General features: G+C 55.4%; 24 protein-coding genes and 2 pseudogenes. All 26 read right to left on the bottom strand.

Annotated elements, in window-relative coordinates; translation table 11 throughout:
- Positions 1-9: 9 nt before the first annotated feature.
- Positions 10-570 carry a 50S ribosomal protein L5 gene (gene rplE, locus ACR0L9_RS00130; RefSeq protein ID WP_010437097.1) on the bottom strand — a complete coding sequence of 187 codons (561 nt, stop codon included), beginning with the start codon at positions 568-570 and terminating at the stop codon, positions 10-12.
- Positions 563-874 carry a 50S ribosomal protein L24 gene (rplX, locus tag ACR0L9_RS00125; protein WP_010437096.1) on the bottom strand — a complete coding sequence of 104 codons (312 nt, stop codon included), beginning with the start codon at positions 872-874 and terminating at the stop codon, positions 563-565. Before rplX ends, rplE begins: the two co-directional genes overlap by 8 nt.
- Positions 875-876: 2 nt before the next feature.
- Positions 877-1,245 carry a 50S ribosomal protein L14 gene (gene rplN, locus ACR0L9_RS00120; protein ID WP_008757934.1) on the bottom strand — a complete coding sequence of 123 codons (369 nt, stop codon included), beginning with the start codon at positions 1,243-1,245 and terminating at the stop codon, positions 877-879.
- 75 nt (positions 1,246-1,320) lie between these two features.
- On the bottom strand, positions 1,321-1,551 hold the full coding sequence (gene rpsQ, locus ACR0L9_RS00115; RefSeq protein WP_068340771.1) for a 30S ribosomal protein S17: 231 nt from the start codon (positions 1,549-1,551) through the stop codon (positions 1,321-1,323).
- A 4-nt stretch (positions 1,552-1,555) separates the two neighbouring features.
- Entirely contained in the window at positions 1,556-1,762 is a 207-nt protein-coding gene (gene rpmC, locus ACR0L9_RS00110) for a 50S ribosomal protein L29 (protein ID WP_010437082.1), read from the bottom strand.
- Between the two features lie 272 nt (positions 1,763-2,034).
- Positions 2,035-2,817 (bottom strand): SDR family NAD(P)-dependent oxidoreductase, encoded by a 783-nt coding sequence (locus ACR0L9_RS00105; RefSeq protein WP_480894237.1) that lies wholly within the window; start codon positions 2,815-2,817, stop codon positions 2,035-2,037.
- Between the two features lie 54 nt (positions 2,818-2,871).
- Positions 2,872-3,492 carry a 2OG-Fe(II) oxygenase family protein gene (locus ACR0L9_RS00100; RefSeq protein ID WP_170392899.1) on the bottom strand — a complete coding sequence of 207 codons (621 nt, stop codon included), beginning with the start codon at positions 3,490-3,492 and terminating at the stop codon, positions 2,872-2,874.
- 40 nt (positions 3,493-3,532) lie between these two features.
- Positions 3,533-4,081 (bottom strand): amino acid synthesis family protein, encoded by a 549-nt coding sequence (locus ACR0L9_RS00095; protein ID WP_480763625.1) that lies wholly within the window; start codon positions 4,079-4,081, stop codon positions 3,533-3,535.
- 160 nt (positions 4,082-4,241) lie between these two features.
- Positions 4,242-4,655 (bottom strand): 50S ribosomal protein L16, encoded by a 414-nt coding sequence (gene rplP, locus ACR0L9_RS00090; RefSeq protein ID WP_039538270.1) that lies wholly within the window; start codon positions 4,653-4,655, stop codon positions 4,242-4,244.
- Positions 4,656-4,667: 12 nt separating this feature from the next.
- A complete protein-coding gene (gene rpsC / locus ACR0L9_RS00085) occupies positions 4,668-5,378 on the bottom strand; it encodes a 30S ribosomal protein S3 (protein ID WP_008758042.1) in 711 nt (236 codons plus the stop codon).
- A complete protein-coding gene (rplV, locus tag ACR0L9_RS00080; RefSeq protein WP_039538267.1) occupies positions 5,378-5,758 on the bottom strand; it encodes a 50S ribosomal protein L22 in 381 nt (126 codons plus the stop codon). The genes rpsC and rplV overlap by 1 nt, the downstream gene beginning before the upstream one ends.
- A 3-nt stretch (positions 5,759-5,761) precedes the next feature.
- Complete coding sequence (gene rpsS / locus ACR0L9_RS00075; protein ID WP_010437056.1) at positions 5,762-6,040, bottom strand: 30S ribosomal protein S19; 279 nt, start codon at positions 6,038-6,040, stop codon at positions 5,762-5,764.
- Between the two features lie 3 nt (positions 6,041-6,043).
- Positions 6,044-6,886 carry a 50S ribosomal protein L2 gene (gene rplB / locus ACR0L9_RS00070; protein WP_008757664.1) on the bottom strand — a complete coding sequence of 281 codons (843 nt, stop codon included), beginning with the start codon at positions 6,884-6,886 and terminating at the stop codon, positions 6,044-6,046.
- Between the two features lie 232 nt (positions 6,887-7,118).
- Complete coding sequence (locus tag ACR0L9_RS00065) at positions 7,119-7,412, bottom strand: hypothetical protein (protein WP_170624958.1); 294 nt, start codon at positions 7,410-7,412, stop codon at positions 7,119-7,121.
- Positions 7,384-7,884, bottom strand: a complete 501-nt coding sequence (locus tag ACR0L9_RS00060; RefSeq protein ID WP_170624957.1) for a helix-turn-helix domain-containing protein — start codon at positions 7,882-7,884, stop codon at positions 7,384-7,386. Before ACR0L9_RS00060 ends, ACR0L9_RS00065 begins: the two co-directional genes overlap by 29 nt.
- Positions 7,850-8,377, bottom strand: a complete 528-nt coding sequence (locus tag ACR0L9_RS00055; RefSeq protein ID WP_480894234.1) for a hypothetical protein — start codon at positions 8,375-8,377, stop codon at positions 7,850-7,852. Before ACR0L9_RS00055 ends, ACR0L9_RS00060 begins: the two co-directional genes overlap by 35 nt.
- A 145-nt stretch (positions 8,378-8,522) precedes the next feature.
- Positions 8,523-8,609, bottom strand: a pseudogene (locus ACR0L9_RS00050) (50S ribosomal protein L23); the annotation flags it as partial.
- 2 nt (positions 8,610-8,611) lie between these two features.
- Positions 8,612-9,244 carry a hypothetical protein gene (locus ACR0L9_RS00045; protein WP_480894232.1) on the bottom strand — a complete coding sequence of 211 codons (633 nt, stop codon included), beginning with the start codon at positions 9,242-9,244 and terminating at the stop codon, positions 8,612-8,614.
- The gene (locus tag ACR0L9_RS00040; protein ID WP_010437040.1) at positions 9,241-9,537 is read right to left on the bottom strand and encodes a 50S ribosomal protein L23; all 297 of its coding nucleotides are present in this window, start codon (positions 9,535-9,537) and stop codon (positions 9,241-9,243) included. The genes ACR0L9_RS00045 and ACR0L9_RS00040 overlap by 4 nt, the downstream gene beginning before the upstream one ends.
- Positions 9,534-10,151, bottom strand: coding sequence for a 50S ribosomal protein L4 (gene rplD / locus ACR0L9_RS00035; protein ID WP_008756644.1), 618 nt, complete (start codon positions 10,149-10,151; stop codon positions 9,534-9,536). Before rplD ends, ACR0L9_RS00040 begins: the two co-directional genes overlap by 4 nt.
- The gene (gene rplC, locus ACR0L9_RS00030; protein ID WP_039538255.1) at positions 10,148-10,873 is read right to left on the bottom strand and encodes a 50S ribosomal protein L3; all 726 of its coding nucleotides are present in this window, start codon (positions 10,871-10,873) and stop codon (positions 10,148-10,150) included. The genes rplD and rplC overlap by 4 nt, the downstream gene beginning before the upstream one ends.
- 18 nt (positions 10,874-10,891) lie before the next feature.
- On the bottom strand, positions 10,892-11,206 hold the full coding sequence (gene rpsJ / locus ACR0L9_RS00025) for a 30S ribosomal protein S10 (protein WP_008756422.1): 315 nt from the start codon (positions 11,204-11,206) through the stop codon (positions 10,892-10,894).
- 185 nt (positions 11,207-11,391) lie between these two features.
- Complete coding sequence (locus tag ACR0L9_RS00020) at positions 11,392-12,048, bottom strand: hypothetical protein (RefSeq protein ID WP_480894230.1); 657 nt, start codon at positions 12,046-12,048, stop codon at positions 11,392-11,394.
- Between the two features lie 165 nt (positions 12,049-12,213).
- Positions 12,214-12,354: pseudogene (locus tag ACR0L9_RS00015) on the bottom strand (EF-Tu C-terminal domain-related protein); the annotation flags it as partial.
- 27 nt (positions 12,355-12,381) lie between these two features.
- Entirely contained in the window at positions 12,382-14,094 is a 1,713-nt protein-coding gene (locus ACR0L9_RS00010) for an amidohydrolase (RefSeq protein ID WP_480894229.1), read from the bottom strand.
- Between the two features lie 238 nt (positions 14,095-14,332).
- A partial coding sequence (locus ACR0L9_RS00005) for an EF-Tu C-terminal domain-related protein (RefSeq protein ID WP_211330766.1) occupies positions 14,333-14,422 on the bottom strand: 90 nt, incomplete at its 5' end.

Raw genomic sequence — 14,422 nt, 5'->3', positions numbered from 1 at the left:
TCCCGGCGCTTACGCGTTGAACGGCATGTTGAATGCTTTCAACAATGCCTTTGCTTCAGCGTCGGTTTTCGCTGTGGTGGCAATTACGATATCCAGGCCCCAGACCTCGTCGACCTTGTCGAAGTCGATTTCCGGGAACACGATGTGCTCTTTCATGCCCATGGCAAAGTTGCCACGACCATCGAAAGACGGCTTAACACCGCGGAAGTCACGAACGCGAGGCATCGCGATGGTGATCAGACGATCCAGGAATTCGTACATCCGGTCACCGCGCAGGGTCACTTTCGCACCCAGCGGCATGTCTTCACGGACGCGGAAACCCGCGATCGACTTCTTCGCCTTGGTTGCAACGGCCTTCTGGCCAGCAATCGCAGTCAGGTCCTCGACAGCAGCTTTCGCTTTCTTCGAGTCTTTGACAGCCTCAGCACCACAACCGATGTTCAGAACGATTTTTTCCAGCTTGGGCAGCTGCATGTCGTTCTTGTAGCCGAACTCTTCTTTCAGAGCGGCACGGATGGTTTCGGCGTACTGAGCTTTCAGACGCGGGGTATAGTTTGCGGTATCAAGCATCGATCACGTCCCCTGTGGTCTTAGCGAAGCGCACCTTCTTGTCGCCTTCCATACGGAAGCCAACGCGGGTTGCTTTGCCGTTTTTGTCCAGCAGTGCCAGGTTCGACAGCTCGATCGGGTTTGCCTGAGGCAGGCGACCACCTTGCGAGGTTTGCGACTGACGGGTGTGGCGGATGGCGATGTTGATGCCATCGACAACGGCTTTACCGGCTTTCGGGTCAACCGAGGTGATAGTTCCCTCTTTGCCCTTGTCCTTGCCGGCCAGCACGACGACCTTGTCGCCTTTGCGGAGTTTAGCAGCCATGATTACAGCACCTCCGGAGCCAGCGAGATGATTTTCATGAAGTTCTTGCCGCGCAGTTCACGAACAACGGGGCCAAAGATACGGGTACCTACGGGCTCGTTGTTGTTGTTCAGGATGACGGCGGCGTTGCGATCGAAACGGATCGCGGTGCCGTCTTCGCGACGGACTTCCTTGGCGGTGCGTACGACGACGGCCTTGCGGACGTCACCTTTCTTCACGCGGCCGCGCGGGATGGCTTCCTTCACCGAGACGACAATGATGTCGCCTACGGAGGCGTATTTACGCTTGGAACCACCCAGGACCTTGATGCACTGAACTCGGCGTGCGCCGGAGTTGTCAGCGACATCCAGATTGGTCTGCATCTGGATCATGTGGTTTCTCCCGACCTGTGGGGGCTGGTCTCGTTAAATCCCCCAGGGTTTCGACAAATGAAAAGTCCTGGGGGCTTACGCCTCCAGAACCTCCCAACGTTTCGTCTTCGATTTCGGCGCGCATTCGATGATGCGTACGGTGTCACCGACCTTGAAGGCGTTCTTTTCATCGTGAGCCCGGTATTTCTTGGACTTACGGATGGTTTTCTTCAGAACCGGATGCGTAAAGCGGCGCTCGACGGATACGGTTACGGTCTGTTCGTTGGCGTCGCTGGTCACGGTGCCTTGCAGGATACGCTTGGGCATCTGATTACTCCTCGGATGCCGCAGCAGCGGCCTTTTCGTTCAGAATGGTTTTGACACGGGCAGCATTGCGGCGGGCCGCTTTGATACCGGCTGTGTTTTCCAGCTGACCGGTTGCCTGTTGAAAGCGCAGGTTAAAGCTCTCTTTCTTCAGGTTGGCCAGTTCCTCGCGGAGCTGGTCCGGGGTCTTGTCACGCAGTTCTTGGGCGTTCATCGCCTTTTTCCTTTGCTCAAAACACCAGAAGGCCCCGTACACGGGTCACCTTTGACCTGGTGGATGAATGATAGACATACGAATCGCCCGACAACGCCGGGAGACCGCAGGATGCCGCCGTATAAGGGTTTGGGGGGTGGGTGGCAAGGGAAAGTTTCAAACCGTGTTCGGGCAGATGAAACTACCTGTTTCCAAATTACCGCCGCCCTCTGAAACCGGGCAGCAGATCACTACTGCGACCTTTCTGGATCCCGACAAACGCGGCCAAGTGCTCAGGCACCCTTCTCCTGCATTTTCCGAACCATTTTCAGGCGCGCGCGTCGCGGCAGCAACGGCATGACCCAACCCAGCACAAACGCGAGCGACTTATCGTTGATCACCGTGAGCTTGCCATCGATCATGGCGTCATAGCCGACTTTGGCCACGGCCTCAGCGGTTGCCCCTTTTTGGGCAACAAGCTTCGTGCCCTCAAGATTTGCCGCAGCAGCAAATTCGGTCACGACATAGCCCGGCTCCAGCGCCGTCACAGTGACGCCCTTACCTTTCAGCTCCTCCGCGAGCGCCTGACTGAAACTCGAAACATAGGCCTTGGTGGCAAAATAGGTCGCCTGCAATGGACCCGGCATATGCGCCGCAGTCGAACTGACATTCAGTATCTTTCCGCCACCGCCACTGATCATATCCGTGCCGAACAGATGGCACAAAGATACAAGGGCTTCGACGTTCAGCCGGATCATATCCAGATGGGCCGAAAGGCGGCGATCCAAAAAAGCCCCATGCCCTCCGAATCCAGCATTGTTGATCAGGTAATCGACCGTCAGGTCTTTGCACTTGACGGCCTCATAAAGTTTTTCCGCGCCTCCAACAGCACCCAGATCAAGCGGAATCGCAGTGACAGTAACATCGTGGGCTGCCTCAAGCTCTGATCTGAGGGCATCTAACGCATCTCCGCGTCGCGCACTGATGATCAGATTACCGCCTCGCGACGCATGATAACGTGCCAATTCCCGGCCAATTCCGGATGATGCGCCTGTGACGAGAGCTGTTTTGGTCATAGTATCCTCCGACGAAGTAACTGGAGCGCTTTCACCTTGACGCTTTAAGACGCTTCACTCCCATTTATAGTTGAAGCTAACAGAAATCCGCTCGTCCTCGGCCATATTCATCGGCACCTCGTGGCGCAGCCAGCTTTCCCACAGCAGGACGTCGCCCACCTGTGGCTTCATGTAGATGAAAGGCTGTAATTCCCGACGCCCGCCTTTCAGCCTCGTCGGGGCGGCCATCATACGGCCCGAACGCGGGTCTTCCAGTTTCAGTGCACTGGCCCCTTCCGGCATGGACACATAGGTCGTGCCCGAAATGACACTGTGAGGGTGCAGGTGACTGGCATGCATTCCGCCCTCGGGCAGGATATTGATCCACAGATCCTCAAGCTTCAACGCGCGGTCGTCCAGATCAAACTCCAAATCCTTGGCGAAAGCCGCGACGTGCTGATCCAGCACTTTGACAAGATCGGCAAATATCGGAAATCGCCAAGGCAAATCGGTCAGCGAAGCATAACTGGTGTAGCCGGGATACGCGTTCGCTTCACACCAGTCCTGCCCGGCCTCATCATCTTCAGCAATAACAAGGCATGAACTTTCCAATTCCTCCGCGTCGATCCTGGGATCGAATTCGGACAAGTTTGCGCGATAGAGACGGGTGACGAAGAGTGATTCAATCTGTGCCATGGGCTGGGCATACCCCAGCCCTCTCGGCAAGACCAGCCGCTTAGGTCTTGATGGGCCCTTTGCCACAGCGTGGTATCGGGCGACCTCCGTCGGCATAGGCGAGGCACAGCACGATCTCATCCGGTTTCGGCGCATCTGGGATGTTCAGCGTCATCGTGTCGAAATGATCGAACGACCACGGATTGTCCTTGTGCCCCAGCGGAAGATCAATCGCGCAACCCGGCGCGCCCAGCTTGGCGTTGGACGGTATCACCGCCTCACCTCCGCCCACCGCAGCGCGCATGGGCGCACCGAGTTTGGGGTGGATCACCGCCCCGCCCTGCTCAAGATCGCCGTTCATGCCGACAATCGCGGCTTTGCCGTACGAAACCGGCGGCCCATCAAGCTGAGAAACTGCCTCAGCGGCGAGTTCCGAACCCAGAATGGCGCCGATCTCGAACAACTCTGAAAGATCGTCCGAAAATTGCCCGGCCAGAGGGTTCTGCATCACCGCCAGCGCTGCAACCCGACTGATCGGATCACAAGGTTGGCCCAATTGGTCGGTGCTTATGACTTCCTTAATGAGCATCTTTTTGCGTAGCTGAACCATAGGACCCTCCCATTCCTGCAAGCTAGCCTAGGGGTGCGGCGGAGGGAGGTCGACGTTTTTCACGATCCACGATACACGGGCTGCCGAACCAAAAGAAAACCCCCGCCGGTTTCCCGACGAGGGTCATTCTTGTAACGAGTGGGGTCAAAGCCCCAATCGCTTACCAGTCTTCGCGGACCACAACGCGGGTCTTGATCGGCAGCTTCATCGCGGCCAAGCGCAGGGCCTCGCGGGCGATGTCGTCATTGACGCCGTCAATTTCGAACATCACACGACCGGGCTTTACTTTCGCTGCCCAGAAGTCAACGGAGCCTTTACCTTTACCCATACGGACTTCGGTTGGCTTCGAGGTCACGGGGGTATCCGGGAAGATCCGGATCCAGACGCGGCCCTGACGTTTCATGTGACGGGTCATTGCACGACGTGCAGCTTCGATCTGACGCGCGGTGACGCGCTCGGGCTGCAGTGCTTTCAGACCGTAGGTGCCAAAGTTCAGATCGGAACCGCCTTTGGCGAGCCCCTTGATCCGGCCTTTGTGCATCTTGCGGAATTTAGTACGCTTTGGTTGAAGCATATCTTTCCCTCCTTAGCGACGACCGCCACCAGCACCACGAGGTGCAGGGCCGTCCTGGAGTTCTTGTGCTTTACGGTCACGTGCCTGCGGATCGTGCTCCATGATCTCACCTTTGAAGATCCAGACCTTGATCCCGATGATCCCGTAGGGAGTCATCGCTTCGGCATGTGCGTAATCGATGTCGGCACGCAGGGTGTGCAGAGGCACGCGGCCTTCGCGGTACCACTCGGTCCGTGCGATTTCGGCGCCGCCCAGACGACCAGCGACGTTCACCCGGATACCCAGGGCGCCCATGCGCATGGCGTTCTGAACCGAGCGCTTCATGGCGCGACGGAACGAAACACGACGTTCCAGCTGCTGAGCGATGGACTCGGCAACCAGCTGCGCGTCAAGCTCGGGCTTGCGCACTTCGACGATGTTCAGGTGCAGTTCGCTGTCGGTCATACGAGCAAGCTTTTTGCGCAGAACTTCAATGTCTGCACCTTTCTTGCCGATGATGACACCGGGACGTGCAGTGTGGATCGTAACGCGGCACTTCTTGTGCGGACGTTCGATGATCACACGGGCAACACCGGCCTGCTTGCACTCTTTGTTGATGAACTCACGGATTTTGAGGTCTTCCAGCAGAAGATCACCGTAGTCTTTGGTGTCGGCGTACCAGCGGCTGTCCCAGGTGCGGTTGACCTGAAGGCGCATGCCGATCGGATTGACTTTATGTCCCATTAGGCTTGCTCCTCAACTTGACGCACCTTGATGGTGATCTCCGAGAACGGCTTCATGATCTTGCCGAAACGGCCACGGGCACGCGGACGACCGCGCTTCATGACCAGGTTCTTGCCAACCCAGGCTTCGGCGACGATCAGTTCGTCGACATCCAGGTTGTGGTTGTTCTCGGCGTTGGCGATTGCAGACTGCAGGCACTTCTTGACGTCCTGCGCGACACGCTTGTTCGAGAAAGTCAGGTCGGTCAGAGCCTTCTCAACTTTCTTGCCGCGGATCATCTGCGCAACCAGGTTCAGTTTCTGCGGGCTTGTACGGAGCATGCGCGTTTTCGCCATTGCTTCGTTTTCAGCCACGCGGCGGGGGTTCTTTTCCTTGCCCATGACTTACTTCCGCTTCGCTTTTTTGTCAGCGGCGTGACCGTAATAGGTACGAGTCGGCGAGTATTCACCGAACTTCTGACCGATCATGTCTTCCGAGACGTTGACGGGGATATGCTTATGGCCGTTGTACACACCAAAGGTCAGACCCACGAACTGGGGCAGAATGGTGGAACGACGCGACCAAATCTTGATGACTTCGTTGCGGCCCGACTCGCGCGCTGCTTCGGCTTTTTTCAGCACGTAAGCATCGACGAAAGGACCCTTCCAAACAGAGCGAGACATAGATTAACGTCCCTTCTTCTTGGCGTGCCGCGAGCGGATGATCAGCTTCTGGGACGCTTTGTTCTTGTTGCGGGTACGCTTACCCTTGGTGTCCTTACCCCACGGAGTAACCGGCGTACGGCCACCCGAGGTACGACCTTCACCACCACCGTGCGGGTGGTCGATCGGGTTCATTGCAACACCACGAACCGACGGACGAACGCCCTTGTGGCGCATACGACCGGCTTTACCGAGGTTTTGGTTGCTGTTGTCGGGGTTGGACACGGCACCAACGGTGGCCATGCATTCCTGACGGACCATGCGCAGCTCGCCCGAGCTCAGACGGATCTGAGCGTAGCCGCCATCGCGACCAACGAACTGAGCGTAAGTACCGGCCGCACGTGCGATCTGACCGCCTTTACCAGGCTTCATCTCGATGTTGTGGACGATGGTACCAATGGGCATGCCCGAGAAGGGCATTGCGTTGCCCGGCTTGATGTCGGCCTTGGCGGATGCCACGACTTTGTCACCAACAGCCAGACGCTGCGGAGCCAGGATATATGCCTGCTCGCCGTCTTCGTATTTTACCAGTGCGATGAATGCGGTCCGGTTCGGGTCATATTCGATCCGCTCGACGGTTGCCGCGACATCAAATTTGTTCCGTTTGAAGTCAACGATCCGGTAGAGACGCTTTGCGCCACCGCCGCGGCGGCGTGAAGTGATCCGTCCGGTGTTGTTCCGGCCGCCCGATTTGGTCAAACCCTCAGTGAGAGACTTGACCGGACGTCCTTTCCAAAGCTCCGAACGGTCGATCAGCACCAGCCCGCGCTGGCCCGGCGTCGTCGGCTTGTACGACTTGAGTGCCATGCTTTCTGTCTTCCGTTTAGCAAGTGCGGGGATTTTCCCGCTATGTGATAGGCCCCCGTAGGTGCCAAGGGTATAGGGCCCCGAAGGTCCCCGGTTACAAATATCAGAGGCCCCGGAACGAATCCGAGGCCGCAAGATTGGGAGCGTGTAACAGGGTTGGGGGTGGGTGTCTATAGGGTTCTTTAACGCTAATCCTCTTGACCCAACCTAAAACAGATACCTTTAGCAATAGTCACTTCTTGCTTGCCGCGTCTTCTGCAAACAATTCAGGTTCCTCAAGCTTCTGACCCGTCTGCTGTTCATAGTGTTCAAGTGTTTTTGCAAGAGCCGATTTCAAGAATTGCGCCGTCCTATGGGTAAGATGAATACCAACTAGTTCCAACGTTGTGTTGTCGATCTCCTCGACCCCCAAAATTACCTTCACGCCGTTGTCACTGAGTGCGATATTTATCGCATCACACGGGATATACCTGAAATCACCAGACCTTTTTACCACTTTAGCCTGAGACTGCTTCGTATCGTTCATAGTGTTGTTCCTCAGCCGAGCTTTTTATAGTGAAACTTAAGTTGCTACCGCTTCCTGCTTGAACTACTTCACTCGCTTGCCTGCGGCTACAGTTGATAACCATCGGCTCCCATTTAGCCGCTTCCATCGTTTCAGCCAGACATTGTGCTGGACCCCTGTTGGACTTACCGCGTGAAAGTTCATCCACACACCGGACTTCAAAAAAGTCTCCTTTAACCGCAAAAATTAATTCGCTTAAGGTGTCCAGAGTCAGATTTCCTGGCCCTGCGAGCCAACGTGTGATTTGCTCTGGCCGCTTGCCTAGCATTTGGGCCAATTCAGCTTTGCTCAGACCGCTTTCCTGGAAAAGCTCCAAAAGGAGACTGTGCGCTTTGTTTTTGTTGCGCCCGCGAACAAACCCTAAATCGTACTTATTTATCGCCTTCCCACGTTCGGGCTTAGACAACGAACGCCTTTTCAGAGATGAAGTCATGAATGTTGCCTCCTATTAATCTAGATTGCTCTGGAAAGAGCCGGTCCCATAGAACGATCGCATCTTCACGAGCTTGAGCCCATTGCCGGCTACCTCGCCCGCCTAAATCCATACGTCTTCGAGTAAGTAGCGCTACGAATATATCGCACTGAAAAAACGCCCCAAATACTCGAATTGCAGGTGACGGTGCCACACTTCGTATAGTCCAAATCCCGTACTCCTGAGGGTCTACGCGAGCCATGAATGCCATGTCATCTTTGTCATATGGCTGCATACCTATTGGAACAGTATCTCCCGTTACAAAACGATCAAAATCTGCTCCAAGAAACGCATATCTATGCGCTAGAGACTGATCATTCCAAGTTTCCTCATCAAACTCATCATTAATTTCGTCTGTTATGAACAAAGTTCGTTCACAAGAATCTCCGACTATCTGAGGCTCCCAAGGCAGCAGGCCGCCCTCAAGCACTCTTTCTTCCAAGATGGTGTGCATTGATTTTAAAGTCAATCCCCTTAACGATGTGATACCATACCGCACAAAATTGAATCTCAATCGGACTTTACCCCTTAAGTTGTGAGGCAACCACAAAAAACCCGCTTTCGCGGGGACATTTATCTCTCTCCAAAGACGGGTCCGATCAGAGATCGATGGACACGTCGATGGTGTTCCCCTCTTCCAGGGTTACATATGCTTTCTTGACGTCTTTCCGCCGGCCCATCTGGCCGATCACCCCAACGAACGCCTGCGGCACAGCGGCTCGGACTCCACCGCGACCCTCTGCTTGAGCTTGATATGCCCCAGCACCTCGCGAAAGGCACGGTGTTTGGGTTTGCCTTCCAGATAATCCGCCAGTTTGAGCAGGTTGATCGGGTGCTTCGCAATCAACGCCTCGATCCGCTGCACAGCCTCGTCCAGCTCAAAATGATCCACGTACTGACAGGCCACCTGCGTCGGCGTCAGCAGGCAGTAATCCTGCGGGCGTTTCTCAGTATAACGCGTGATGTCGAAGGGCGACGCGCCGAGGGCGTGGAACTTGGGGATGTGCACGCGCATATCGGCCTCGGCGTGCTCCAACACCGTACCCGAGGTCTGGCGAAACCCCAGCGGACCAAGCTTACCGACCACATGATTGCGCATCGCCGGAGAGATCATGTCCACATCCGCCCGGTCGTATTTCAGATCATCGAATACCGAGAGCAGCCCCAGATTCTCATCAGCGATCTGGAAATAGGGCTCAGCGCTGAACGCCCGCATCTGGTCCAGCACCTGCGCGCGCACAGTTTCAGGGTCTGAAACGAAATCGGCCCCGGCGGGTTGAACCGCCGGGGCCGTGAATAGTCGCAGTAAGCGTCGGATCAAAGACCGGTGCTCACGTCGATTGTGTTACCCTCTTCCAGGGTCACATATGCTTTTTTGACGTCTTTCCGACGGCCCAGCTGGCCGCGGAACCGCTTGACCTTGCCTTTGGTCACGGTGGTGTTCACCGCTTTGACCTTCACACCAAACAGAGCCTCAACGGCCTCTTTGATCTGCGGCTTGTTGCTGTCGATCGCCACTTCAAAGACAACCGCGCCGTTTTCGGACGCCATGGTCGACTTTTCGGTGATGACCGGCTTGCGGATCACGTCGTAGTGTTCTGCCTTCGCGCTCATTTCAGACGAGCCTCCAGTGCTTCGACAGCCGCTTTGGTGAGCACCAGGGTGTCACGCTTGAGGATGTCATAGACGTTTGCGCCCATCGACGGCAGGATATCCAGGCCTTCGATGTTCTTGGACGCTTTCAGGAACCCTTCGTTCACGGTCGCGCCGTCGATGACCAGAGCACGTTTCCAGCCCAGGTTTGCAACCTGTTTGGCCAGAGCGGCGGTCTTGCCTTCGGCTTCGGCGTTTTCGATCACAACCAGTTCACCGGCCTTGGCTTTCGCCGACAGAGCGTGGCGCAGGCCAAGCTTGCGGAACTTCTTGGGCAGGTCGTGGCCGTGCGAACGCACGACGGGGCCTTTGTAGATACCACCACCGCGGAAGATCGGCGCATTACGGTCACCATGGCGGGCGCCACCGGTGCCCTTCTGGCGATAGATCTTCTTGGTCGAGTAGCTGGTTTCCGAGCGGGTCTTGACCTTGTGGGTACCGGCCTGCGCGTTGTTACGCTGCCAACGGACCACACGGTGCAGGATGTCCGCACGCGGCTCGAGACCGAACAGATCGGCGTTCAGCTCGATGTCGCCGGCTTTGCCGCCGTCCAGTTTGATTACATCAAGTTTCATGCTTCACCACCTTCCGCGGGCGCTTCTTCCGCCGGTGCTTCGGTTGCGGCACCTTTTACGGCTGCCGGGAACGGCAGACCTTCGGGTGCTTTCTTCTTGACGGCGTCCTTGACGGTGACCCAGCCCGATTTCGGTCCGGGAACGGCGCCTTTGATGAAGACCAGGTTCCGGTCGGCGTCGGTTTTGACGACTTCCAGGTTCTGGGTGGTGACACGGGCAGCACCCATGTGACCGGCCATCTTCTTGCCTTTGAACACCTTGCCCGGGTCCTGACACTGACCGGTCGAACCGTGCGAACGGTGGCTGATCGACACACCGTGCGAGGCGCGCAGACCACCAAAGTTCCAACGCTTCATCGCACCGGCAAAGCCTTTACCGATCGAGGTGCCTGAAACGTCAACTTTCTGACCTTCCAGGAAGTGTTCTGCCGAAATCTCGGCGCCCACATCGATCAGGCCATCTTCGGAGACGCGGAACTCGGCCAGCTTACGCTTGGGCTCGACCTTGGCAGCGGCATAGTGACCGCGCATGGCCTTCGAGGTGCGTTTTGCTTTGGCAGCACCGGCGCCCAGCTGAACGGCAGTGTAGCCGTCTTTGTCAGCGGTGCGCTGTGCAACAACCTGCAGGTTGTCCAGGTGAAGAACGGTCACAGGGATCTGCTTGCCGTCTTCCATGAACAGGCGGGTCATGCCAACTTTTTTTGCGATAATACCAGAGCGCATAATCTATACCCTCCGATCTTACGACTGCAGCTTGATCTCGACATCCACACCAGCAGCGAGGTCGAGCTTCATCAGCGCGTCAACGGTCTGGGGGGTCGGATCAACGATGTCCAAGAGACGCTTGTGCGTGCGGATCTCGAACTGGTCGCGGGATTTCTTGTCAACGTGAGGGCCACGGAGAACCGTGAACTTCTCGATCTTGTTCGGCAGCGGGATCGGGCCGCGCACGTTCGCGCCGGTCCGCTTGGCAGTGTTGACGATCTCTTGCGTGCTGGCATCCAGAACGCGATAGTCAAATGCCTTCAGCCGAATACGGATGTTTTGGCTTTGCATAGATACAGCCTTTTATCAGGCGTTGAGGTTGAGAGGAGGACAGACGCGCATCGCCAACCCTCATCGAACCCAAAAGGCGGGAATCACCCCGCCTTGATGTTCTTGATGAGAACTCGCGCGTATTAGTGGGGTTGTTGGGGTTTGGCAAGTGTATTCGTAATTAAGTCGGTTTCGAGAAGAGATCTTTAGTTATTCTGTTTTTCCATCCATGTTTCGATCATCGCATCCCACTCTTCGACCGACATCGGCCTTTTGTTCTCAGATGGGTAATCTTGCTGGTACTCAAGAATTTCACTGGATCGTCTTGCCGCGATTGTTTGGGCGACAAACTCGGATGCGGCTCCTTCAAAAAAATCGCTGATTGGCGCGTTTACGTTCGCGCTATTGGTGAATATTGATGAGCGTTTGAAGATAGTTGCCGCGTAGTTGAAACTGTAACGACTTTTGCCCTCGGCGCCACCCAACGTTAAATTGACCAGAGTCTGGACATCAAATGTCGCGCTGATTGCACATATACCGCTTGAGGTGCGAAAACCAAATGCTGACAACGTCGTAACAACTGTTTCGAAGTTTAGAAACTTCGGTTCATAATCGGGCACGAAAATTTCGTTCGCTTCGTAAGTCAGGTAAACTCGCGAACGTATCGACGATGAATTTGTCCAGCAATTGTCCGTAACTTCATCAGCGACTTTCAGAGTGCTGTTTCTAATGAGACCAAGTTCTCCACCCCAATTGACAGACTTAGGAATGTCATCAAAATCCTCATTCTGTGCCGTTGCAACTGAACCACAAAGCAGCGTTATAGTCGTCGACATCAATAGTCGGCTAAACGGAATTTTCATCACAATGCTTTCGCCTAAAAAGTGAAATGGTCTAAACGTTTTTTCAGAGTGGTGCGAGCATGTCGAGGCAGACTTGATATTGACCGTAAAAAAGCTGCCCCGGTTTGGGACGGCCTGCTTTAGTCTTGTCGATGTGCCGGGCTGAACCCCGACCTACCGTGATTACTAGATGACTTTCGACACAACACCGGCGCCGACAGTGCGACCGCCTTCGCGGATCGCGAAGCGCAGACCGTCTTCCATCGCGATCGGCGCGATCAGCTCAACGGTGAAGCCAAAGCTGTCGCCGGATAAAACCAATTCGGTGACGTCTCAGTTCCCAAAACCCACAGGCTAGTTCCTAACAAGCCACGGGGCTTCAACCTTCATGCCTTGATAGACCGCGTGCATGAAAAGGTGTGCAATCACAGGGTCATTTGAAAATGGCGAGAATTGCAGATTTCCCTCTCTGACATCGCCTTCCGCTTCATAGACCACCTCGTCGCCTTTAATCGTTACACGCACTTCAAGCTCCGCCAGTGTTTCCGGATCGACGGCAGTAGGATCGTCCGACAAAATCACAAAGTCCGCGACTTTTCCAACTTCGATAGACCCCTTCTCGTCTTCTTCAAAATGCTGCCAGGCGGGCCAGATTGTCATGGCTTTCAAGGCGGTCATAACGTCGACTCTTTGATGGGGGCCCAAAATGTCACCAGACCGTGTGCGGCGGGTTACCGTCGCGGCGAGAACACGCATGCTGTTCGGAAAGGCGACCGGCGCATCGTGATGCGTGCCGAACATCATGCCACGCTCGTGCAGCCATCCTGTAGGCGAAATATTTTCCGCATTTATCGGCCCGACAGTATGATCCCGGTGCCAATCGCCCCAATAGAACGTATGCATCGGAAAGAGCGACGGAAACACACCAAGGCGCTTAAGGCTTGCGACTTGATCCTCGCGAAGAAACTGACCGTGAATCAGAACTGGGCGGTTGCCGGGATCGCCATACTTGATCTGTGCCTCTTCGAGTGCAGCAATCAGCATGTCAGATGCCCCTTCACCGTTGGAATGCACGAGGATTTGGAAATCGTTGTCGTAACACCAATTCACCGCGTCCTGGAGTTGCTCCATCGTGATGGCTGCGTATCCTGCGTAGCCGGCAGCATAGTTCCCAACCGGATCATAATAGGGTCGATCCCTTAAAGCGGTAAAACCTTGCGGCGAGCCATCAATTGTAAGTTTACAGCCCCCGACCCGAACCCTGTTTTCGTAGCTTTTCGAAGTGTTCGCACCAATAAACTCTTTCGACTCAAGAACATCCGGGAAGGCTACTACATCGATTGGAAGAGCTTCTTCCGCAGCAACTTTCCTGAGAACCTCGACAATCTGACCTGATGATCGGCCTTCTTGCCCGGTCGTATATCCAAACTTTGCCCAAAGGTCTGTTCCAGCTCGGGCAAATGCTGCCAGACCCTCTTCACCCAGATTTCCCAGCAAGGGAACGAGAACAGAAAAGAACGCGTACTCCTCCAGAACACCGTTTGGCTCTCCGGCCTCATCGCGTTGGATCACCCCGCCCGGAGGTGCTTCGGAAGCCGCCGTTATACCAGCCAATTCCAAAGCTTTCGAGTTTGCGACACCTATATGCCCAGACTGATGAATAATGACGACCGGCAAGTCCTCAGACACAATGTCCAGCTCTTGTCGTGTTGGGTGACGGAGTTCCTTTAATTGAGCATTGTCGTAACCAAAGCCGATGATCATTTTGACCTGCTCAACGGCTTGCGCATTCTCCTCGGCCCAGTCAGTCAGCGTGGATTGCAGACTGGCGATATCAATGACATCCCCGTCCGGTGGCGCAAGAAGGTTAGCGGACAGGGCTTGCAGGCCGCCCATGACGACATGTCCGTGGCTATCAACGAAACCCGGAAGCATCGCGCGCCCTTCCAGATCATAGGTTTCGGTTTCCTCACCCTGATGCACCGACAAGTCAGATAGCGACCCGACCGCAAGAATGCGCCCGTCTTTGACTGCGACAGCTTCGGCGGACGGAGCCGTATCGTTCATCGTTACAATTGGCCCGCCCAAATAGATCCGATCCGCAATCTGTTGTGAGGACGCAGAGGTAGATGAGAAAGCAACCGCTGCGACAAGACAAACTGAACGCGCCCAAAAGTGCATCTTATGACCTCTTTCTAATTGCAATGTCTCAATACGAAAGAAGTTAGCATTACTGTTGGCTTAGGCAAAAACGAAAAAGGGCGCCCCGAGGGACGCCCTTTCTTTGTATATTCGCTTACGCGAATTACTCGATGATTTTCGAGACGACGCCGGCGCCGACGGTGCGGCCGCCTTCGCGGATCGCAAAGCGCAGGCCGTCTTCCATCGCGATCGG

The sequence above is a fragment of the Ruegeria sp. I3 genome, assembly GCF_056532525.1.
Note: the sequence above shows the minus strand (reverse complement) of the source record. Positions and strands in the feature narration are given on the sequence as shown.